Raw genomic sequence first — 16,765 nt, forward strand, 5'->3', positions numbered from 1 at the left:
TTTCGCGCTTTCGCGATACAACCACCTCCATGCCTCGGACCCCGCCCCAACCGCCTGCCTTCAAACCCACCTACACCCACATCCCACCCGGCCCGGTGGCAGGCCCCTTGCAGTTATTGCCCATCAACGCCGAGGTGGTGGCGGTGCACACGGCCGATGGGGCGCATGTGGGCTCGCTCAAAAAAGTGGGCGGGGTCTGGAAGTTCAAGGCCATGGGCTACGGCGCTGCCGGTGGCATGATGGAGCCGGGCCACGGCCCGCTGACGGAGCAGCACAACATGCAATTCGCCACGCCCGATGCTGCCGAGGTGAGCGCGCGTTTGCTGGGTGCGCTGGCGGGTGTGTCGGGATGAACGCCTTGACTCCCCGCGCATTCATTTTGCTTCTATTTTTATAGCTGCTCGCGCAATATTCATAAGCGCTGCAGGCCGATTTTTCACAAAATGGCTTGCTCCGCTAAACTTCCAACCATGCGCCCTTCCCAAGCCCTCAGCCAGCACCGTGAAGCCGTCTGCCGTGCTGCGGCGCGCTACCACGTGGCGAACCCTCGGGTATTTGGTTCGGCTCTGCGTGGGGATGATGGCGACGGCAGCGATCTGGACCTGTTGGTGGACACACTGCCCGGAACCACGTTGCTGGATCTGGGTGGCCTGCAGGACGAACTCCAGGAGTTGCTGGGCGTGCGGGTCGATGTGCTCACCCTCAAGGACCTGCCAGCCAAGTTCCGCGATACCGTCGCCCAGGAAGCCCGGCCTGTATGACCGTGAACAGGCTAGCGGATTATCTGGACCACATGCCCAAGCCATTGCCGACGCGCAATCGTTCACCGAAGGCATGGCCCAGGCGGAGTTCGAGCAAGACAGGCGCGCCCAGCAAGCGGTGGTCATGAGCCTGATCATTCTTGGTGAAGCGGCCACCAAGGTGATGGATCAGCATTCCGCTTTTGCAGCAGAGCACGGCCACATCCCTTGGCGCAGCATGCGCGGCATGCGCAACCGCATTGCCCATGGCTACTTTGAGATCAACCTCGAAGTGGTGTGGGACACGGTTCAAACCGCCTTGCCGGCTTTGAAGACTCAGCTCGACGCCTTGCCGTCGTCCATTTGATCTGACCCCGCCGAGCGCAACCGCTTCTCGGCGCAGCACAACATGCCGTTCGCCACGCCCGTTGCAACCAAGGTGAGCGCACGGCGGCTGGGTGCGCTGGCGGGCGTGCCGGGCTCATCAACTTGACTCCTCGCGCGCCCATTTCGCTTCTATTTTCATAGCTGCTCGCGCTTGTAGTTAAAGGGCCAGGGCCGGATTTGACCCAAAATAAGCGGGATATGCCCTGGCTGCGAGGTCTGGTCATCGAACAAATCAAAAATCGTTTCTCATATTTGACAAAACTTCCATTTTGAAAATAATGAGAAACAAATGCCATCGCCCGCACCCGTCACCCCCGAGCAATGCCTCGCCCAGCTTCAAGCCTTGGGCGCACACATTCGCGCCCAGCGCAAGGCACTGCGGCTGAGCGCAACGGTGACGGCCGAGGCAGCGGGCCTATCGCGGGTGACGCTGCACCGCATCGAGAAAGGCGAGCCATCGGTCGCCATGGGCGCGTGGTGCAACGCCATGGCGGCGCTGGGCATAGGGCTACAGGCAATACCCGTCGCAGCCGATGCAGCAAAGCCTGCGCCCGACCGCACCGGCTGGATTCCGGCGCGGGTGCCGCTGGCCGACTACCCGCAGTTGCACGCGCTGGCCTGGCAGGTGCACGGCACCGACACCCTCACGCCCGCAGAGGCCTTGGGCATTTACGAACGCAATGCGCGGCACCTCGACATGCAGACCATGTCTGCCGACGAACAAGCCCTGCTGCAAGCTTTGCGGCTGGCCCTGTCGCCCAGCGCGGAAACCGGCACCGGGCCCAGCGATGCCGTTTGAGCGCCCCCACCACCAGCGCATTGCGCATGTGCTGCAGGCCCTGAACGGGGACACGCTGCGCCAGCATGGCTGCCTGTTTGGCGGAGGCACTTGCATTGCGCTGCGCCATGGCGAATACCGCGAGTCGGTGGACATTGATTTTCTGGTGTCTGACGCGGCGGGCTACCGTGAGCTGCGGCAACGGCTCACCGGCCCCGGCGGGCTGGCCGCCATCACCCACGCGCACGCGCAGCCGCTGGTGGCATTGCGCGAGATACGGGCCGACCAATACGGCATACGCACCCAGGTGCAGATGGATGGGCAGGCGATCAAGCTGGAAATCGTGCGCGAGGCCCGCATGGTGTTGGAGCCCCCGGTGGCCGGCGACACGGTGTGCGGATTAAGCACACTGACGCGGCTGGACCTGGCCACATCCAAGCTGCTGGCCAATTCCGACCGCCAGGCGGACGACGGCGTGTTCAGCCGGGATGTGATTGACCTGGCCATGATGGACCTGCCCTTGCCCGCCCTGCGCGCCGCGCTGGCCAAGGCGTCAGAGGCTTATGGCCCCTCGGTGGCGCGTGACCTGGGCAAGGCGATCGACCGGCTGCAGAACCGCACCGGCTGGCTGGAACGCTGCATGCAGGCCATGGCCATGCAGATGCCCAAGGCGGTGCTGTGGCAAAAGGTGCGCGCCCTGCGGCGGGTTGTGCCCCAGGCATGAGAAGACCCGGAAGCCCCATGCGCCGCCGCAAACCCCACCACCACGTCTACGTGGTCGAACTCTCCAAGGACGTGCTGAACGAGCCGCGCTTTCGCAAATGCAACCCCGGCTACATCGACGGTAAGCCCTGCGTGTACGTGGGCATGACGGGGCTGGACCCGGATGTGCGGTTCGACAAGCACAAGGCGGGCATCCAGGCCAACCGGTTCGTGACGCAGTACGGCCTGCGCCTGCTGCCCGATTTGTACGAGGGCTTCAACCCCATGGGCTACGACGAGGCGGTGGACCGGGAGATCGAGATTGGCATCGACCTGCGTTCGGCGGGATTTGGGGTGTGGCAGGCCTGAGCGGCTGAACCCTGGCCGGGTTGGCGTGTCAACCAGCCGTTCGCCGCCTGCTGCACTGCGCACACCACCGCAAAGGCATACCATGCCTCTTTCTGAAAGGACGCCCGCCATGAACTCCTCCGCCTCTCTTGTCGATGAACTGATGGCCCAGCTCCAGGGCGCGCCGCTGCAACAGATGGCGCAGCAACTGGGCACCAGCCCCGCCCAGGCCCAGGACGCCCTGGGCGCGGCCCTGCCGCTGCTGCTGGGCGCGCTGGGGCGCAACGCGGCGCAGCCGCAAGGCGCGATGGACTTGTTTGGCGCCTTGCAGCGCGACCACGGTGGCGGTGCTGATCTGGGCGGGCTGCTGGGTTCGCTGCTGGGCGGCGGCGCAAGCGGTGGCGGTGGCCCGCGAGACGGCGCGGCCATCCTCGGCCACATCTTTGGCGGCAACCAGCAGCGCGCAGAGGCCGGCCTGGGCCAGGCCACGGGGCTGGGCGCCAACGCCGGGCAGTTGCTGCAGATGCTGGCCCCCATCGTGATGTCGTTCCTGGCGCAGCGCATGCAGTCGGGCGGCATGGATGCCGGCGGCCTGGGCCAGGTGCTGGGCCAGGAGAGCGCGCGCGTGCAGCAGCAAGGGGGTTTGGGCGGCGGCCTGCTGGGCAGCCTGCTCGACCAGGATGGCGACGGCCAAGTGGGGCTGGGCGACCTGTTCAAGATCGGCGGCGGGCTGATGGGCGGCCGGCGCTGAAGCGTTTTTGCTATCTTTTAAATAGCTAATAGCGCTTTATCCACGGTCGCAAAGTCTATTTTTCCTTGAAACACAGGCAGGCCGCCAGGGCCTGCCCACGATAGGCATCACCCCTGCCGCGTCAGCCAGCCCACCGCCTTGCGCGTGAGCGGCGCCACCACCAGCACCACCGGAAAGGCGATGAGCCACGCCGTCAGCCAGGCCGTGGCCCACAGGCCGGGAAAGTGGGCCGCCAGCCCCACGGCGCGGGCGGTGGAGATGCCGGAGACCAGCAGCGACATCAGGCCGGAGAGGATGAAGCCGAACAGTGCGGGGGCGTATTTTTGGGGAAACATGGTGGACTCTCTTTCGTGGATGAAGGTGGAAGGGAAATGACTCGGCCGCTCAGCGGCCGATCTGCTGCACGGCGGCGGCCGCGAGGTACAGGCCCGCGCCGAAGACGGCGTGGTTGGTCAGGCTGCGCGCGCAGTTCTGGAGCGGCGCGGGCGTCTTGCGAGCGGCCACGCCCAGCCCCATGGCGGGCTGCATGACGAACAGCGGCACGGCCACGGTGCCCACGCCGAAGGCCAGCGCGGGCCACAGCGTGGGGGCCTGCAGCCAGCCGCCCGGCAACGCCGCCAGCACCCCGGCGAAGGCGATGCCGACGAGGTAGTGCACCAGCCAGCCCAGGCCACGCTCGCCCGGCACGGGCGCGGCCTGCGCGATGGAGGCGTGCCGCCAACGCCCGCGCAGGCCGTGCCCAACCCAGCGGCCGAGCAGCACGAAGTTCATGGTGGGCAGGCCCAGGCGCTGCAACAGCAGCAGCCAGGCGTCCAGCACGGCGGTGGCGCCCGCGCCCACGAGGGCGATGGTGGCGATGTCTTGAAGTGATGGCATGTGGATACTCCTTTTGCAATGGACCGCTGGAGCGGTTGCTGGCTAATATAGAAGTTCAAGTCAACTTCAAGTCAAGAGGTTTTTGCATGGACATTTCCGAGGTGGCCCGGCTGTCGGGCGTGCCGGCCTCGGCACTGCGCTATTACGAGAGCAAGGGGCTCATCCATGCGCTGGCGCGGGACGGCGGGCGGCGCCGTTTCGCGCCCGAGGTGCTGGACCAGCTCGCGCTCATCGCGCTGGGGCAGGCGGCGGGTTTTTCGCTGGACGAGATCCGCAGCATGTTCACGCCCGGCGGGGAACCCAACATCGACCGCGCGCTGCTGTCCGCCAAGGCCGACGAGCTGGACCGCACGGTCAAGCGCCTCAAGGCCATGAGCGAGGGCCTGCGCCACGCCGCCGTGTGCCCCGCGCCCAGCCATGCGGCGTGCCCGTCGTTCCAGCGGCTGCTGAAGGCGGCGGCGGCCGGCATGATGGAGGCGCAGCCCCGGCCGCTGGCGCCGCGCGGGAAGTGAGCGCGACTGCTACTCTTTCAATAGCTTTTGGCGCTTTATCCATGGGCTTTACAGGCCAATTTGATTCAAAACCATGACCCATTCAATCCCCACCGATCCCACGGCCGTCCTGCACTTCTGGTTCGAGGAGCTGACCGCCGCGCAGCACTTCGCCAAGGACGCCGCGCTCGACGCCGCCATTGCCCAGCGTTTCGGCCCCACCCTGGAAGCTGCCGCGCGCGGCGAGCTGTCGGGCTGGCGCGCCAGCACGCCGGGGCGGCTGGCCGAGATCGTGGTGCTGGACCAGTTCTCGCGCAACGTGTGGCGCGACACGCCGCGCGCCTTCGCGCAGGACGGCATGGCCCTGGTGCTGGCACAGGAGCTGGTGGCCAGCGGCCAGGACCGCGCCCTGCCGCCCACGCAGCGGGCGTTTGCCTACATGCCTTACATGCACAGCGAGTCGGCTGCCATCCACGCGCAGTCGGTGCGGCTGTTCGCGCAGCCGGGGTTGGAGGGCAACCTGCGCTTTGCGCTGCAGCACCAGGCCATCATCGAGCGCTTTGGCCGCTACCCGCACCGCAACGCCGTGCTGGGGCGGGCGTCCACGGCGGAGGAGCTGGCGTTTCTGAGCGAGCCGGGCTCGTCATTCTGACCCGGCCCAGGCCGGAGCTTGCGCGAGCGCAGTGGTGGCGCCGCATCACGTTCTTAGAATGCCGCGATGCCTTTTTCCACCCGCTGGCGGCTTCGGCTTGCCACCCCCCTCCTTTGGCTGGCCTGCGGCCTGGCCAGTGCCCAGAACCCACCGGTAGCCGCCGATGCGCCCGGTGCCCCCGCCTCGGCCGCGCAACCTGCGGCGGCGCAGGCGGCGCTGTCGCGCGATGCCCGGCGCATCCATGAGCTGTCGCGCGACAAGCTCTTGCAGATCCGCACGCTGCTGCGCACCTCCAACACCCAGGCGTCGATTGGCTCGGGGTTCTTCGTGTCGGCCGACGGGCTGATCGTGACCAACTTCCATGTAGCCAGCCAGCTCGCGCTGGAGCCCGAGCGCTACCGGGGCGTGTACGTCACCATCGACGGGCAGGAGGGCGATGTCGATCTGCTGGCCTTTGATGTGCAGCACGACGTGGCCGTGCTGCGCGCGCGCGGCCGCACCAGCCCCGCGCCGGTGCTGGAGTTCCGCCCCGCCGCCGAGGCGCTGGCGCAGGGCGAGCGCATCTACTCGCTGGGTAACCCGCTGGACATTGGCTTTGCCGTGACCGAAGGCACCTACAACGGCCTGGTGCGGCGCAGCTTTTACCCGCGCATCTTCTTTGGCGGCACGCTCAACCCCGGCATGAGCGGCGGCCCCGCCGTGGACGACGGCGGGCGCGTGCTGGGCGTGAACGTGGCCAAGCGGCTCGATGGCGAGCAGGTGAGCTTTCTGATCCCGGCCGAGTTTGCCCAGGCGCTGCTGCAGCGCGCGGCCAGTGCCCAGCCCATCACGCAGCCGGCCCACAAGGAGGTGGCGCGGCAACTGCTGGTGCACCAGCAGTTGCTGACCGAGCGCTTTTTGCAGACCCCGTTCCACGACCAGCGCCACGGCAACTACCTGGTGCCCGTGCCCGACGACGCGCTGGCGCGCTGCTGGGGCAGTGGGCGCGACGAGGACTACAGCGCGCTGCACCTGGAGCGCTCGGCCTGCCAGACCAACAGCCATGTGGTGGCGGGCGACTTCAGCACGGGCACGGTGCGCCTGGGCTACGAGGCCTACAGCGCCCCCACCTACGGCGCGGCGCGCTTCGCGCACATGTATTCGCGCAGCTTTGCCAATGAACGCATTCCCAACCGGGGCAGCCGCCAAAAGACGGCGGCCGAGTGTGCCGAGCGCTTTGTGGACCAAGGCGGCCTGCCGCTGCGCGCGGTGGTCTGCATGTCGGCCTACCGCAAGCTGCCGGGCCTGTACGACATGACCGTGCTGGCCGCCACCCTCAACCAGCCCACGCAGGGCGTGCTGGGCCGCCTGGACGTGCGCGGCATTGGCTTTGACAACGGCCTGAAGCTGGCTGAGCGCTTTCTGCAGTCCTTCAAGTGGGAGGCCGCGCCATGATGCCCACCCTGGCCCTGCTGGAGGCCTTTGACCGCCACGGCGCGCTGCTGGCGCGCGCACCCGTCACGCGCTGGCCCGTCACCGTGGGCCGCAGCCTGGAATGCGACCTGGTGCTGGACGACCCGCATGTGGCGCCCACGCACCTGCGCATCGACCGTGCTGCGGACGCGCCCCGCACCGTGAGCGTGGAGGTGCAGCACACCCTCAACGGCGCCCTGCTGCAACGCAAGCGCCACGCCAGTGGCGAGCGCTTTGATTGGCCCGATGGCGCACCGCTGGAGATTGGCCGCACGCGCATTGCGCTGCGCCTGGCCGATGCACCCATCGCCCAGGAGCTGCCGCTGCCGCGCTTCCCCTGGCGCACGCTGGCCACCACCGTGGCCCTGCTGGCGCTGATGCTGGCGGCCGTGCTGGCCGCCGAATGGCTGAAGGCCGACGACAGCACCAAGTACCTGAAGGCGCTGCCCGGCGCGCTGCTGGGCATTGCGCTGTTCATGGGTGGCTGGGCCGGTCTGTGGGCCATTGCCAACAAGGTGTTCGACGGCCACCTGCAGTTCTGGCGCCACATGCGCATTGCCTGCGCGCTGTACCTGGGGGCCGAGGCCGTGTCGCTCACTGCCAGCCTGGCGGCGTTTGCGCTGTCGTGGGAGGCGGTCTCGCGCTTTGGCTATGTGCTCATCACCCTGGTGCTGGCCGCAGGCATCTACACCCACCTGGCCGCCGTGCTGCCGCGCCGCCGCACCGGCCTGGCCTGGACCGTGGGCGCCGTGCTGGCCCTGGGCCTGCCCGCCTGGATGGGGGTGCAGTGGCTCAACCATTCGCGCCTGTCCAACCAGCTGTACATGAGCAGCCTGTTCCCGCCCAGCCTGCGCTTGGCCCCCGCCGTGCCGGTGCCCCTGTTCACGCAGGAAGCCGGTGCGCTGCGCGAGCGACTCGACCGCCGCGCGAAAGCGGACGACGACAACGAGGACGAGGAGTAGCGCCCGCTGCCAGGCCGGCGGCCCGGCCTGGCGGGCGTTTACCGCCCCGCGAACGTCTCCAGCGGCGCCCTCACCCGCCGCGCCGCCAGCGCCTGCCACGCGGGCGTGCCCAGGCCCGCCACCAGGTCGTGGCGCAGCAGGCCCCAGTGCGGGTCGTCCGGGTCCAGGCCCAGGGCCTGGATGAACGGCGCTTGCACGATGAAGCACTGGCGCCGGTAGGGCAGCAGGTAGGCCGCGCGGTCTGCATCCAGCACGGCCAGGGCATCCTCGTGGCGCGCGAACCAGTGGTTGAGCAGGATGCCGGTGCCCGGCGCGTGCCAGAAGTCGCCCAGGTCGTCGCCCGCCGTGGCCAGGCCACCGAGCACGCGGCGGGCATGGTCCCAGTGGGCAAAGCCCACGGCGCGCGCGGCGTCGTGCAGGCAGTCGGCCAGTTGCAGGCTGCCCGCCACGCCCTCGCGCCGCGCGCGGTTGAGCCGCACGCGGGCGCGGGTCTTGAGTTCGTCGAGCGCGCTGTTCATGCTGCCCCCACCGAGGTGGTGGGCGCCAAGTGGTGCAACAGCGCCGCCGCAGCGTCCGTGGCGCCTGCGGGCAGGCCCTGCAGCGCGTCGGCGCACAGCGCGCTGGCCGTGGTGCGGGCTTCGGCCAGCACGGCGAGGCCGGCGGGGCGCAGGCTGACATGGCCCGCATCGCGCGCGATGTGGCCGGTCTTCTCCAGCGGGATCAGGCGGCGCACCACGGCCGAGACCGGCACGCCCAGCGGCGCCACCAGCGCCGCCGTGCGCAGACGGCCGCCCTCGGCCTGCGCCAGCGTGTGCAGCAGGATGAAATCGGCATGGCCGATGCCGTGCCAGGTGCCCAGCGCGTCGTCGAGCGCCAGTTGCAGCCGGGCGTGGGCCAGGCTGATGTCCAGGCAGAGGTCGAGGGCCGGGGCGCTCATGCCGCCAGCTCCTCTTGCCACAGCGCAAGCAGCGCGGCCAGGTCGGCGCGGTGCTCGGCGTCGGTGGCATCGGCGCGGGGCTTCAGCGTATCGAGCACCTCGAAGCACAGCGCCGCCTCGCCGTGCGTGCGCCAGGCCTGCTGCAGGCGCCGGTCGGGGTGGCCGCCCATGCGCAACTGGAAGCGCTCGCGGTTGAACGCGCCCGGCAGGTTGGTGCTGGCCTTGACGCAGACGAGCCCTTGCGCAGCGCAGCGGATCGCGTACACGCCCATGGGCGGCGGGTTGTCCTTGTAGTGGCGGACGAGCGCGCGGCGCTGCACGGCGGCGCTGGGCCGGGGGGATGGGGAAACGGGGGATGAGTCCATGACAGGTTCCTTGGCATCGTGTGCGGCCACCCCGCGCGGGGCCGACGAAACAAGGGATGAAGCTGTCAGGCAACAAGAAAAAAGCCCGGTGTGCGGGCCGAGGGTGAGAGCCTCTTGTGCGGGCGGGCGCCCCTCAGCACCCGTGGGGCAGATTCTAGCAAGGGGGGCGTTTTCTTGCGATCCGCCGGTAGGGCCTGCACCGCAGGGCGGCGCTGGATGCTCAGTTTTTGGTAGCATCTTGCGCTGAATCCACGTGCCGCCAAGGCACTTTTTTTGAACATTTGCCCCTGCGCCAGACCATGAACTTTGCCGACCGCCTCAAGCAACTGCCCGCCGTCTCCCACCTCGCCGCCCTGCAACTGCTGGGCGCCGACGGCCAGGTGCTCGCCACCCTGGAGAACAAGCCCGGCCAGGCCGGTTCGCTGGCGGTGTATGCCGCGCTGGCGGCGCTGTATGGCGGCCAGATCACGCCCGCCGCCGCGCGCCTGGGGCTGGAGTGGTATGCCGAGCACACGCAGGACGCGCTGGCCCACCCCGGCAAGCACCCCAACATCGACCGCCTGCTGGCCTGGGCCGAGGGCAGCGAGAGCTACCGCGCACAAACCGTCGCAGCCTGACCGGGCACGGGCCAGCGCGAACGCGCTGTTCGGCGTAGAGTGGCCTTCCGGCCGTGCCACCCCGGCGCGGCTCTTACGTCGACCAGGAGAGCGCCCATGTCCACCCCAGGCACCGTCACCCTGCACCGCGTGCTGCGCGCGCCGCCCGAGCGCGTGTACCGCGCCTTCCTCGACCCCGACGCCATGGCCAAATGGCTGCCTCCGCACGGTTTTACGGGCCGGGTGCTGGAGCAGGACCTGCGCGTGGGCGGCCGCTACCGCATGCAGTTCACCAACCTGGGCAACGGCCAGGTGCATGCCTTTGGCGGCGAGTACCTGGAGCTGGTGCCGGGCGAGCGCATCGTCAACACCGACCGCTTCGACACCCCCAACTTTCCCGGCGAAATGCGCACCACGGTGTCGCTCCAGGCCGTGCCCATGGGCACGGAACTGCGCGTGGTGCAGGAGGGTATTCCGCCCGCCATTCCCGTGGAATCGTGCTACCTGGGCTGGCAGGAGTCGCTGCAGTTGCTCACGCTGCTGGTCGAGCCGGACATCCCTGTCGAATGATTTCACTCTTTTTCGATAGCTGCTGGCGCTTTGCCAGCAATCCCTGGCGGCCTTTTTCTTCAAAGGCGCAGACGCGCCGGTCAACGCTGCGCCAGCACGAAATCGATCGCCGCGCACACCGCAGCGGCCTGCGCGGCATCGCACTGCTCGGGCGTGGCGCGGGGGCTGTCGGGGTAGACCTCGGTGGTGGTGGTGTAGCGCGCGCCGGTGACGCTGGCGCACAGGCCCAGCGCGCGCAGCGGGTAGCGCACCACGCCGCGCGCCACGGCGGGCGTGCCGATGAGCCGGCCCTGGGCGTCGGCGGGCGCGATGTGGGTGATTGGCTCCACCGCGTCGATGATGGCCTGCTGGAACGCGGGCTGAGGGTTCTCGGTGTCGTCCACCAGGTAAAAGCCGTCCGGGATGCTGCCGGGCTCGAACGGCTTGCCGTCGCGCGCGGCCAGCGCGGGGCGGAATTCGGACTCGTCGGTGTCGGTGGTCTCGTGCAGGTCCACATGCGCCGCGAACTGCCCGCGCAGCGGCGCCACCAGGCGCATCAGCGCGGCCGACTCCTGCGCCGGGCTGGGTTCGCGGAACGAGCGGTTCGGGTCGATGGCGTCATGGTTCCAGCGGTGGATGCGCTCGTAGGCCCAGGGGCTCACGCAGGGCACCACGAGCAGGTTGGCCCGCCCGGCGTAGGCCTGCGCATGCCGTTCCAAAAAACGCAGCGCGCCGTGCACGCCACTGGTCTCGTACCCATGCACCCCGCCCGTGACCAGCACGCCGGGCAGATCGCCGCGCCAGTCCCCGTTGCGCAGCGCGAGCAGGGGGTAGCGCTCGGGCCCGTAGACCACCTCGCCATAGGGCAGCACGTCGAAGCGCGGGCGCAGGCGCTCGATGGCGGCCAGCACCTCGTCGGCGTAACTGCGCCGGCGCACCTGGCGCGCGCGCCACTGGGCGACGTCTGCGGGGCCCCAGGGCTGGCCGGGGGTGCCGATGGGAGGGAGCGCGGAAGAGATCATCGGGTGGGGTGGCTGCGTCGAAAGGCTGGAATCATAGGGTGCATGGGTTACCCTCGCCCCTTACCCACCAAGGAAACCACCATGAAGAAACTCAACGTCACCATCCAGCTTGAAATGTCCGTGCCGGACGACTGGGAACTGGTGGAAACCTCCGAGGGCACGCCGGTCATCCGCATGCCCGACGGGCAGTTCCTCGACATCGCCATCGAGCCGCTGTTCGCCAGCGACCCCGAGGATGTGTGGAGCAGCACCGAGGACGAGGATGTGCTCAACGACATCCTGGACATGGTGGAGAGCGAAGCCGTCACCTACGAAATCGTCGCGTAGGAACCCGCGCGGCAGGAAGGCTCAATCGGCGGCGAAGTCGCCGGTGGCCAGATAGCGGCGCACGAGGTCGAAGAAGCTGTCGTAGAACGCATCGGCGGCGATGGTTTCGCTGCCCACCTTGACCATGGCCTCGTGGCCGGCCGCCATGGGCAGCGACACCGAACCGAGCGCCCCCACGCCCAGGCTGGCCGAGTTGCTCACCTTCTTGAGGGCGAAGCGGTCCTGCACGGCGGTGACAAAGCCCAGGCTGACATGCCCGCCAGCGGCCTCGGGCACGCACACCACGCGGATCATGATCTGCAGGTGCGATTCCACGTCGGGCTGGAAATGCTTGGTGCCCTCCACCTGGTCGGCCTGGGCGCTCTGGATGAGGTAGCCCTGGCTCAGCAGCGCGCGGCGTGCGGCCTCGCAGGTGTGCACAGGCGGCGCATCGAACAGGCGCGAATAGGTGGCCACCGAAGCAAAGTTCTCCTGGGGCCCATGGTGCGGCAAAGGTGGCGCGGCGCAACCCGCCAGCAACAGCGCGGCGCCGAGCAGGGCCCCATGGGCCTGCGTCCTCCAACGGTGTTTTCTTGCTTCATTGTTCATAGCTGTCAGCGCTTATCCATCAAGCGTTTGGGCCACTTTTTGCTGAAAAGTTCTGCGCAGGGCGCCCCCGCTATTTCTGCACCGGGTTGGCCGTGAGCCAGTTGGCGGGATAGGTGCGCAGAAACTCCCGCGCCTTTTCGGGGTGCGCGGTGAGCCAGGCGTCGTAAGCGCCTTCGTTCAGCACGGCGGGCATGCGCTTTTCGCTGCCGCCATGGCCGTAGCGGTGCATCAGCGCGTGGCTGTTGGCGTTCACCGTGAGCAGGGTGTAGCTGGTGATGATCTCGCCCTCCGGCCCCGTCCAGCACTCCCACAGGCCGGCGACGCCCATCGGCTGGCCATCCACCCGCGCGATGCGCGTGGGCACGGGCTTGCCGCTGCGCAGGTCGTCGACGAAGAAGGCCATCATGGGCACGATGCAGCGCCGCGCGCCCAGCCAGGCCTCGCGGAAGTTGTTGGAGGTGGTGACGGTTTCCGCCCGGGCGTTGACCAGCTTGGTCGAGCGCAGCTTGGCGTCCGAGGCCGATTTGACCCACGGCGGCACCAGGCCGAACTGCCCGGCGGCCAGTTCGCGCACGGGCTTGTCGCGCTCCGTGGGCGGCTCCTGGGGTTCCTGCACTGGCGCCTGCGCGGGCGCTGGCGCCTTGCGGATGAAGACCCCGGGCCGGCGCGGCACCAGGCTGCGCCCCAGGGGAACATCGGGCGGCGCCACATGGAAGGCTTCGGGGTACAGCGTGTCTGGGTGCACGCTCTCGTAATGGGTGGTCATGCGCCATGCTATCCGACCCCTGCAGTGCAGCGGGCCCATAGCCACTGCACAATGCCGGCCATGCCTTGCTCCGCCCCTTCTCCTGTCCGCCGCGCCCTGCTGGGCGCCATCGGCCTGCTGGCACTGCCCATTGGCGCCCTGGCCGCCGCGCGCACCACGCCCGCCGCTGCCCCATCGCCTGACAGCCCCTGGCCCCGCGCGCTGGCGGTGCCCGGCGGCGTGGCCCGGCTTGCGCTGGGGCCGGCGGCCGCGCGACCCCAGGCGTTCGCGGGCGACCTGCCGCTGCTGGTGGTGGGCGATGCCCTGGAGTGGACGGCCGTGGTGGGCATCGCGCTGGCGGCGGCGCCCGGCCCGGCGCACATCACCGTGCGCGGGCCCGACGGCGCCACACGCCAGGTGGCCTACCGCATCGACCCCAAGCGCTACCGCGAGCAGCAGTTGAAGGTGTCGCCCCGCACCGTGGACCTCTCGCCCGAGGACCAGGCGCGCTACGAGCGCGAACGCGCGCACCAACAGGAGGTGATAGCCACGTTCAGCACCCCCGTGCCGCAGGCGCTGCGCATGCAGTTGCCCACGCCGGGGCGGCGCTCCAGCTCGTTCGGGCTGCGGCGGGTGTTCAACGGGCAGGCGCGCAATCCGCACAGCGGCATGGACATCGCGGCGCCCACGGGCACGCCCGTGGTGGCGCCGCTGCCGGGCCGCGTGATCGACACGGGCGACTATTTCTTCAACGGCCAGACGGTGTGGCTGGACCATGGCGGCGGCCTGCTCACCATGGTGTGCCACCTGAGCCGCATCGGCGTGCAGGTGGGCGACGTGCTGCGCACCGGCGAACCCCTGGGCGCCGTGGGTGCCACGGGCCGCGCCACCGGACCGCACCTGCACTGGGGCGTGATGCTCAACCGCGCCATGGTGGACCCGGCGCTGTTCCTTGCGGAGTGAAATTCATGCTATCGAAGTGATAGCTAATGGCGCTTGTCCATAAAGCGCCAGAGCCGAATTTCATGCGAAACCCGGCACCAATGGCGTCAGGCCGTCTTGGCTTCCTGCAACTGCAGCTCGGCCATCATCTTTTCGCGCATCACGAACTTCTGCACCTTGCCGGTGATGGTCATGGGCATGTCTTCCACGAAGCGGATGTAGCGCGGCACCTTGTAGTGGGCGATCTGGTCGCGGCAGAAGTCGCGCACCTCGTCCTCGGTGCAGGTCTGGCCGGGCTTGGGCACGATCCAGGCGCAGATCTCCTCGCCGTACTTGGCGTCGGGCACGCCGAACACCTGCACCGACTGCACCTTGGGGTGGCGGAACAGGAATTCCTCGATCTCGCGCGGGTAGACGTTCTCGCCGCCTCGGATCAGCATGTCCTTGGCGCGGCCGACGATGTTGCAGTAGCCCTCGGCGTCGATGGTGGCCAGGTCGCCGGTGTGCATCCAGCCGTCCCGCACCGCCTCGCGCGTGCGTTCCTCGTCGCCCCAGTAGCCTTGCATCACGGAGTAGCCGCGCACCAGCAGCTCGCCCTTCTCGCCCACGGGCAGGACCTGGCCGTCGGCATTGACCACCTTGGCCTCCAGCAAGGGCTGGATGCGCCCCACGGTGGAGACGCGGCGCTCCAGCGGGTCGGTGGTGGAACTCTGGAACGACACCGGCGAGGTCTCGGTCATGCCGTAGGCGATGGTGATTTCGGAGAGGTGCATCTCGGCGATCACGCGCTTCATGGTCTCGATGGGGCACGGCGAGCCGGCCATGATGCCGGTGCGCAGGCGCGAGAGGTCGAACTCGGCGAAGCGCGGGTGGTCCAGCTCGGCGATGAACATGGTGGGCACGCCGTGCAGCGCGGTGCAGCGCTCCTCGCTCACGGCCTCCAGCGTGGCCACGGGGTCGAACGACTCGCCCGGGAACACCATGGCGGCGCCCGTGGACACGCAGGCCAGCACGGCCAGCACCATGCCGAAGCAGTGGTACAGCGGCACGGGGATGCACAGGCTGTCGTTCTCGGTGAAGTCCATGGCCTGGGCGATGAAGCGCGCGTTGTTCACCACGTTGTGGTGCGTGAGCGTGGCGCCCTTGGGGTTGCCCGTGGTGCCGCTGGTGAACTGGATGTTGATGGCGTCGTGGCACGACAGGCCGGCGCCCAGCGCGTCGAGCGCGGCGCGGTCCGCGCGGGCGCGGCCGCTGGCGAGCACGTCGTCGTAGTTGAGCATGCCGGGGGTGCGGTCGGTGCCCATGCGGATCACCATCTCCAGCGCGGGCATGCGCGCGGCCTTGAGGGCACCCGGTGCGCAGGTGGCCAGCTCGGGCGCCAGGCGCTGCAGCATCTCCAGGTACTTCGAGGTCTTGAGCTGCTCGGCCGTGACGAGGGCGCGGCAGCCCGAGAGGTTGAGCGCGTATTCCAGCTCGGCGATGCGGTAGGCCGGGTTGATGTTGACCAACACCAGCCCGGCGCGCGCCGTGGCGAACTGCGTCACCAGCCACTCGACACGGTTGGGCGACCAGATGCCCACGCGGTCGCCCACGCGCAGGCCCAGCGCCAGCAGGCCCGAGGCCAGCGCGTCCACCTCGGCCTGGAAGCGCGCCCAGGTCCAGCGCACGCCCTGCTCGCGGAAGGCCACGGCCGGGCGGTCGGGAAAGCGCTGCACGGTGTCCAGCAGAAAGCGGTGGATGGGCGCTTCCGACAGCGTGGCGTCCTGGCGGCCCTTGACCAGCGAGAGGCCGTCCAGGGGTGCAATGTTCCAGTGGGGGGCGGCGGATGCGGTCATGTCGTTGTCTCCTGGGTCGCGCATGCGAAAAGGCCATTGTGCAGAGACAGAATTCACCAATCAGGACAAAATGGTTGCAAAACCACCCCGCGCCGGGTGTACAAATTGCAACATCCATGAAGCGTGGGCAAAGCCTGCCGCCCGGAGCAACGCCCGGGTCAACCAAAGCCACCGGCACCGCGTCATGGAAGAAGGCCTCTCCACACACCAAGGCATAGCACCATGAAAACCACCTTCCCCGTCCGCGCCTTCGCCGCAGCCAGCCTGGCATTGCTGGCCACCGGCTGCGCCACGACGGGCGATCCCTATTACGAGCCCTACCCCGCCTATCCGCGCGGGCCCGAGCCCACCGTCATCTACGGGCCGGGGGCCTACCCTGTCTATCCCGCGCCACAGCCGGATTGGCGCCACTCCGACCGCGACCGCTGGGAACGTGACCGCCGGGACCGCGAGCGCTGGGAACGCGAACGGGAGCGCGACAAGGAACGCGACCGCGCCCGCTGGGAGCGCGAACAGCGTGAACGCGAGGCCGCGCGCCGCGAGCGGGAGATGCGCGAGCGCGAAGAAGCCCGCCGCGTGCAGGCCGAGCGCGAACGCCGCATCCGCGAGGAACGCAAGGCACCCGACGGCGGCCCGCGCCGCGACTACGACCGCTACAACCCGAGCAACGGCCGCTGGATGCCGCGCCAGGAAGACATGCCCTGACCCCGCTTCCAGGAG

At 68.9% G+C, this 16,765-nt stretch carries 25 protein-coding genes; 16 read left to right on the top strand and 9 right to left on the bottom strand.

Annotated elements, in window-relative coordinates:
• Positions 1-29: 29 nt before the first annotated feature.
• The 7 genes from D8S75_RS14655 (at position 30) to D8S75_RS14685 (ending at position 3,706) form a co-directional block, all read left to right on the top strand.
• Positions 30-353, top strand: coding sequence for a hypothetical protein (locus tag D8S75_RS14655; RefSeq protein ID WP_119967094.1), 324 nt, complete (start codon positions 30-32; stop codon positions 351-353).
• Between the two features lie 117 nt (positions 354-470).
• Positions 471-761 carry a nucleotidyltransferase family protein gene (locus tag D8S75_RS14660; protein ID WP_119967095.1) on the top strand — a complete coding sequence of 97 codons (291 nt, stop codon included), beginning with the start codon at positions 471-473 and terminating at the stop codon, positions 759-761.
• A 73-nt stretch (positions 762-834) separates the two neighbouring features.
• Positions 835-1,107, top strand: a complete 273-nt coding sequence (locus D8S75_RS14665; protein ID WP_442475749.1) for a HepT-like ribonuclease domain-containing protein — start codon at positions 835-837, stop codon at positions 1,105-1,107.
• A gap of 309 nt (positions 1,108-1,416) precedes the next feature.
• On the top strand, positions 1,417-1,926 hold the full coding sequence (locus tag D8S75_RS14670) for a helix-turn-helix domain-containing protein (RefSeq protein WP_119967096.1): 510 nt from the start codon (positions 1,417-1,419) through the stop codon (positions 1,924-1,926).
• Complete coding sequence (locus D8S75_RS14675; RefSeq protein ID WP_119967097.1) at positions 1,916-2,629, top strand: nucleotidyl transferase AbiEii/AbiGii toxin family protein; 714 nt, start codon at positions 1,916-1,918, stop codon at positions 2,627-2,629. Before D8S75_RS14670 ends, D8S75_RS14675 begins: the two co-directional genes overlap by 11 nt.
• A 17-nt stretch (positions 2,630-2,646) precedes the next feature.
• Positions 2,647-2,976, top strand: a complete 330-nt coding sequence (locus tag D8S75_RS14680; RefSeq protein WP_119967098.1) for a hypothetical protein — start codon at positions 2,647-2,649, stop codon at positions 2,974-2,976.
• Between the two features lie 109 nt (positions 2,977-3,085).
• On the top strand, positions 3,086-3,706 hold the full coding sequence (locus D8S75_RS14685; RefSeq protein ID WP_119967099.1) for a DUF937 domain-containing protein: 621 nt from the start codon (positions 3,086-3,088) through the stop codon (positions 3,704-3,706).
• Positions 3,707-3,813: 107 nt separating this feature from the next.
• On the opposite strand, the gene D8S75_RS14690 is transcribed toward D8S75_RS14685, so the two are convergent.
• Positions 3,814-4,041, bottom strand: coding sequence for a DUF2798 domain-containing protein (locus D8S75_RS14690; protein ID WP_119967100.1), 228 nt, complete (start codon positions 4,039-4,041; stop codon positions 3,814-3,816).
• A 49-nt stretch (positions 4,042-4,090) separates the two neighbouring features.
• Positions 4,091-4,582, bottom strand: coding sequence for a DUF2938 family protein (locus D8S75_RS14695; protein WP_119967101.1), 492 nt, complete (start codon positions 4,580-4,582; stop codon positions 4,091-4,093).
• Between the two features lie 86 nt (positions 4,583-4,668).
• Here D8S75_RS14695 and D8S75_RS14700 point away from each other — a divergent pair, with 86 nt between their 5' ends.
• The 4 genes from D8S75_RS14700 to D8S75_RS14715 all read left to right on the top strand — a co-directional run bounded on the left by D8S75_RS14700 (position 4,669) and on the right by D8S75_RS14715 (position 8,139).
• Positions 4,669-5,094 carry a helix-turn-helix domain-containing protein gene (locus D8S75_RS14700; RefSeq protein ID WP_119967102.1) on the top strand — a complete coding sequence of 142 codons (426 nt, stop codon included), beginning with the start codon at positions 4,669-4,671 and terminating at the stop codon, positions 5,092-5,094.
• A 73-nt stretch (positions 5,095-5,167) separates the two neighbouring features.
• Positions 5,168-5,725 (top strand): DUF924 family protein, encoded by a 558-nt coding sequence (locus tag D8S75_RS14705; protein ID WP_119967103.1) that lies wholly within the window; start codon positions 5,168-5,170, stop codon positions 5,723-5,725.
• A gap of 66 nt (positions 5,726-5,791) precedes the next feature.
• Positions 5,792-7,159 carry a S1 family peptidase gene (locus D8S75_RS14710; protein WP_119967104.1) on the top strand — a complete coding sequence of 456 codons (1,368 nt, stop codon included), beginning with the start codon at positions 5,792-5,794 and terminating at the stop codon, positions 7,157-7,159.
• The gene (locus D8S75_RS14715; RefSeq protein ID WP_119967105.1) at positions 7,156-8,139 is read left to right on the top strand and encodes an FHA domain-containing protein; all 984 of its coding nucleotides are present in this window, start codon (positions 7,156-7,158) and stop codon (positions 8,137-8,139) included. The genes D8S75_RS14710 and D8S75_RS14715 overlap by 4 nt, the downstream gene beginning before the upstream one ends.
• Positions 8,140-8,177: 38 nt before the next feature.
• Here D8S75_RS14715 and D8S75_RS14720 read toward each other — a convergent pair whose 3' ends face one another.
• Genes D8S75_RS14720 through D8S75_RS14730 form a run of 3 tightly spaced genes read right to left on the bottom strand, consistent with a single transcriptional unit; the run spans position 8,178 to position 9,441 of the window.
• Positions 8,178-8,657: a hypothetical protein gene (locus tag D8S75_RS14720; RefSeq protein WP_232829058.1), complete on the bottom strand. Its 480-nt coding sequence runs from the start codon at positions 8,655-8,657 to the stop codon at positions 8,178-8,180.
• Positions 8,654-9,076 (bottom strand): winged helix DNA-binding protein, encoded by a 423-nt coding sequence (locus D8S75_RS14725; protein ID WP_119967107.1) that lies wholly within the window; start codon positions 9,074-9,076, stop codon positions 8,654-8,656. Before D8S75_RS14725 ends, D8S75_RS14720 begins: the two co-directional genes overlap by 4 nt.
• Positions 9,073-9,441 (bottom strand): GIY-YIG nuclease family protein, encoded by a 369-nt coding sequence (locus tag D8S75_RS14730; protein WP_119967108.1) that lies wholly within the window; start codon positions 9,439-9,441, stop codon positions 9,073-9,075. The genes D8S75_RS14725 and D8S75_RS14730 overlap by 4 nt, the downstream gene beginning before the upstream one ends.
• Before the next feature lie 299 nt (positions 9,442-9,740).
• On the opposite strand from D8S75_RS14730, the gene D8S75_RS14735 reads away from it, so the two are divergent.
• Together D8S75_RS14735 and D8S75_RS14740 are read left to right on the top strand one after the other, a co-directional pair.
• Positions 9,741-10,058, top strand: coding sequence for a DUF2322 family protein (locus D8S75_RS14735; protein ID WP_119967157.1), 318 nt, complete (start codon positions 9,741-9,743; stop codon positions 10,056-10,058).
• 96 nt (positions 10,059-10,154) lie between these two features.
• A complete protein-coding gene (locus tag D8S75_RS14740; RefSeq protein ID WP_119967109.1) occupies positions 10,155-10,607 on the top strand; it encodes an SRPBCC family protein in 453 nt (150 codons plus the stop codon).
• Positions 10,608-10,687: 80 nt separating this feature from the next.
• On the opposite strand, the gene D8S75_RS14745 is transcribed toward D8S75_RS14740, so the two are convergent.
• Positions 10,688-11,608, bottom strand: a complete 921-nt coding sequence (locus tag D8S75_RS14745) for a M14 family metallopeptidase (RefSeq protein WP_119967110.1) — start codon at positions 11,606-11,608, stop codon at positions 10,688-10,690.
• A gap of 81 nt (positions 11,609-11,689) precedes the next feature.
• Here D8S75_RS14745 and D8S75_RS14750 point away from each other — a divergent pair, with 81 nt between their 5' ends.
• Positions 11,690-11,935 carry a hypothetical protein gene (locus D8S75_RS14750; protein ID WP_119967111.1) on the top strand — a complete coding sequence of 82 codons (246 nt, stop codon included), beginning with the start codon at positions 11,690-11,692 and terminating at the stop codon, positions 11,933-11,935.
• A gap of 21 nt (positions 11,936-11,956) precedes the next feature.
• Here the strand turns inward: D8S75_RS14750 and D8S75_RS14755 are convergent, their stop codons facing one another.
• On the bottom strand, positions 11,957-12,523 hold the full coding sequence (locus tag D8S75_RS14755) for a DUF2242 domain-containing protein (RefSeq protein WP_119967112.1): 567 nt from the start codon (positions 12,521-12,523) through the stop codon (positions 11,957-11,959).
• A 70-nt stretch (positions 12,524-12,593) separates the two neighbouring features.
• Positions 12,594-13,289, bottom strand: a complete 696-nt coding sequence (locus D8S75_RS14760) for an SOS response-associated peptidase (RefSeq protein ID WP_119967113.1) — start codon at positions 13,287-13,289, stop codon at positions 12,594-12,596.
• Between the two features lie 51 nt (positions 13,290-13,340).
• Between D8S75_RS14760 and D8S75_RS14765 the strand changes: the two genes are divergently transcribed.
• Entirely contained in the window at positions 13,341-14,231 is an 891-nt protein-coding gene (locus D8S75_RS14765; protein WP_503167751.1) for a peptidoglycan DD-metalloendopeptidase family protein, read from the top strand.
• An 86-nt stretch (positions 14,232-14,317) separates the two neighbouring features.
• Here the strand turns inward: D8S75_RS14765 and D8S75_RS14770 are convergent, their stop codons facing one another.
• Complete coding sequence (locus D8S75_RS14770) at positions 14,318-16,045, bottom strand: AMP-binding protein (protein ID WP_119967114.1); 1,728 nt, start codon at positions 16,043-16,045, stop codon at positions 14,318-14,320.
• A 222-nt stretch (positions 16,046-16,267) separates the two neighbouring features.
• Here D8S75_RS14770 and D8S75_RS14775 point away from each other — a divergent pair, with 222 nt between their 5' ends.
• A complete protein-coding gene (locus D8S75_RS14775; protein WP_119967115.1) occupies positions 16,268-16,750 on the top strand; it encodes a hypothetical protein in 483 nt (160 codons plus the stop codon).
• Positions 16,751-16,765: the final 15 nt, after the last annotated feature.

The sequence above is a fragment of the Simplicispira lacusdiani genome, assembly GCF_003604195.1.
GTDB classification, from domain to species: domain Bacteria; phylum Pseudomonadota; class Gammaproteobacteria; order Burkholderiales; family Burkholderiaceae_C; genus Simplicispira; species Simplicispira lacusdiani.

Coding starts and splice junctions, on each gene's coding strand:
- D8S75_RS14715 (WP_119967105.1), top strand. CDS start 7,156: ATGATGCCCACCCTGGCCCTGCTGGAGGCCTTTGACCGCCACGGCGCG.
- D8S75_RS14690 (WP_119967100.1), bottom strand. CDS start 4,041: ATGTTTCCCCAAAAATACGCCCCCGCACTGTTCGGCTTCATCCTCTCC.
- D8S75_RS14680 (WP_119967098.1), top strand. CDS start 2,647: ATGCGCCGCCGCAAACCCCACCACCACGTCTACGTGGTCGAACTCTCC.
- D8S75_RS14665 (WP_442475749.1), top strand. CDS start 835: ATGGCCCAGGCGGAGTTCGAGCAAGACAGGCGCGCCCAGCAAGCGGTG.
- D8S75_RS14730 (WP_119967108.1), bottom strand. CDS start 9,441: ATGGACTCATCCCCCGTTTCCCCATCCCCCCGGCCCAGCGCCGCCGTG.
- D8S75_RS14740 (WP_119967109.1), top strand. CDS start 10,155: ATGTCCACCCCAGGCACCGTCACCCTGCACCGCGTGCTGCGCGCGCCG.
- D8S75_RS14705 (WP_119967103.1), top strand. CDS start 5,168: ATGACCCATTCAATCCCCACCGATCCCACGGCCGTCCTGCACTTCTGG.
- D8S75_RS14760 (WP_119967113.1), bottom strand. CDS start 13,289: ATGACCACCCATTACGAGAGCGTGCACCCAGACACGCTGTACCCCGAA.
- D8S75_RS14700 (WP_119967102.1), top strand. CDS start 4,669: ATGGACATTTCCGAGGTGGCCCGGCTGTCGGGCGTGCCGGCCTCGGCA.
- D8S75_RS14685 (WP_119967099.1), top strand. CDS start 3,086: ATGAACTCCTCCGCCTCTCTTGTCGATGAACTGATGGCCCAGCTCCAG.
- D8S75_RS14695 (WP_119967101.1), bottom strand. CDS start 4,582: ATGCCATCACTTCAAGACATCGCCACCATCGCCCTCGTGGGCGCGGGC.
- D8S75_RS14745 (WP_119967110.1), bottom strand. CDS start 11,608: ATGATCTCTTCCGCGCTCCCTCCCATCGGCACCCCCGGCCAGCCCTGG.
- D8S75_RS14655 (WP_119967094.1), top strand. CDS start 30: ATGCCTCGGACCCCGCCCCAACCGCCTGCCTTCAAACCCACCTACACC.
- D8S75_RS14750 (WP_119967111.1), top strand. CDS start 11,690: ATGAAGAAACTCAACGTCACCATCCAGCTTGAAATGTCCGTGCCGGAC.
- D8S75_RS14720 (WP_232829058.1), bottom strand. CDS start 8,657: ATGAACAGCGCGCTCGACGAACTCAAGACCCGCGCCCGCGTGCGGCTC.
- D8S75_RS14735 (WP_119967157.1), top strand. CDS start 9,741: ATGAACTTTGCCGACCGCCTCAAGCAACTGCCCGCCGTCTCCCACCTC.
- D8S75_RS14710 (WP_119967104.1), top strand. CDS start 5,792: ATGCCTTTTTCCACCCGCTGGCGGCTTCGGCTTGCCACCCCCCTCCTT.
- D8S75_RS14770 (WP_119967114.1), bottom strand. CDS start 16,045: ATGACCGCATCCGCCGCCCCCCACTGGAACATTGCACCCCTGGACGGC.
- D8S75_RS14725 (WP_119967107.1), bottom strand. CDS start 9,076: ATGAGCGCCCCGGCCCTCGACCTCTGCCTGGACATCAGCCTGGCCCAC.
- D8S75_RS14775 (WP_119967115.1), top strand. CDS start 16,268: ATGAAAACCACCTTCCCCGTCCGCGCCTTCGCCGCAGCCAGCCTGGCA.
- D8S75_RS14670 (WP_119967096.1), top strand. CDS start 1,417: ATGCCATCGCCCGCACCCGTCACCCCCGAGCAATGCCTCGCCCAGCTT.
- D8S75_RS14765 (WP_503167751.1), top strand. CDS start 13,341: ATGCCGGCCATGCCTTGCTCCGCCCCTTCTCCTGTCCGCCGCGCCCTG.
- D8S75_RS14755 (WP_119967112.1), bottom strand. CDS start 12,523: ATGAACAATGAAGCAAGAAAACACCGTTGGAGGACGCAGGCCCATGGG.
- D8S75_RS14675 (WP_119967097.1), top strand. CDS start 1,916: ATGCCGTTTGAGCGCCCCCACCACCAGCGCATTGCGCATGTGCTGCAG.
- D8S75_RS14660 (WP_119967095.1), top strand. CDS start 471: ATGCGCCCTTCCCAAGCCCTCAGCCAGCACCGTGAAGCCGTCTGCCGT.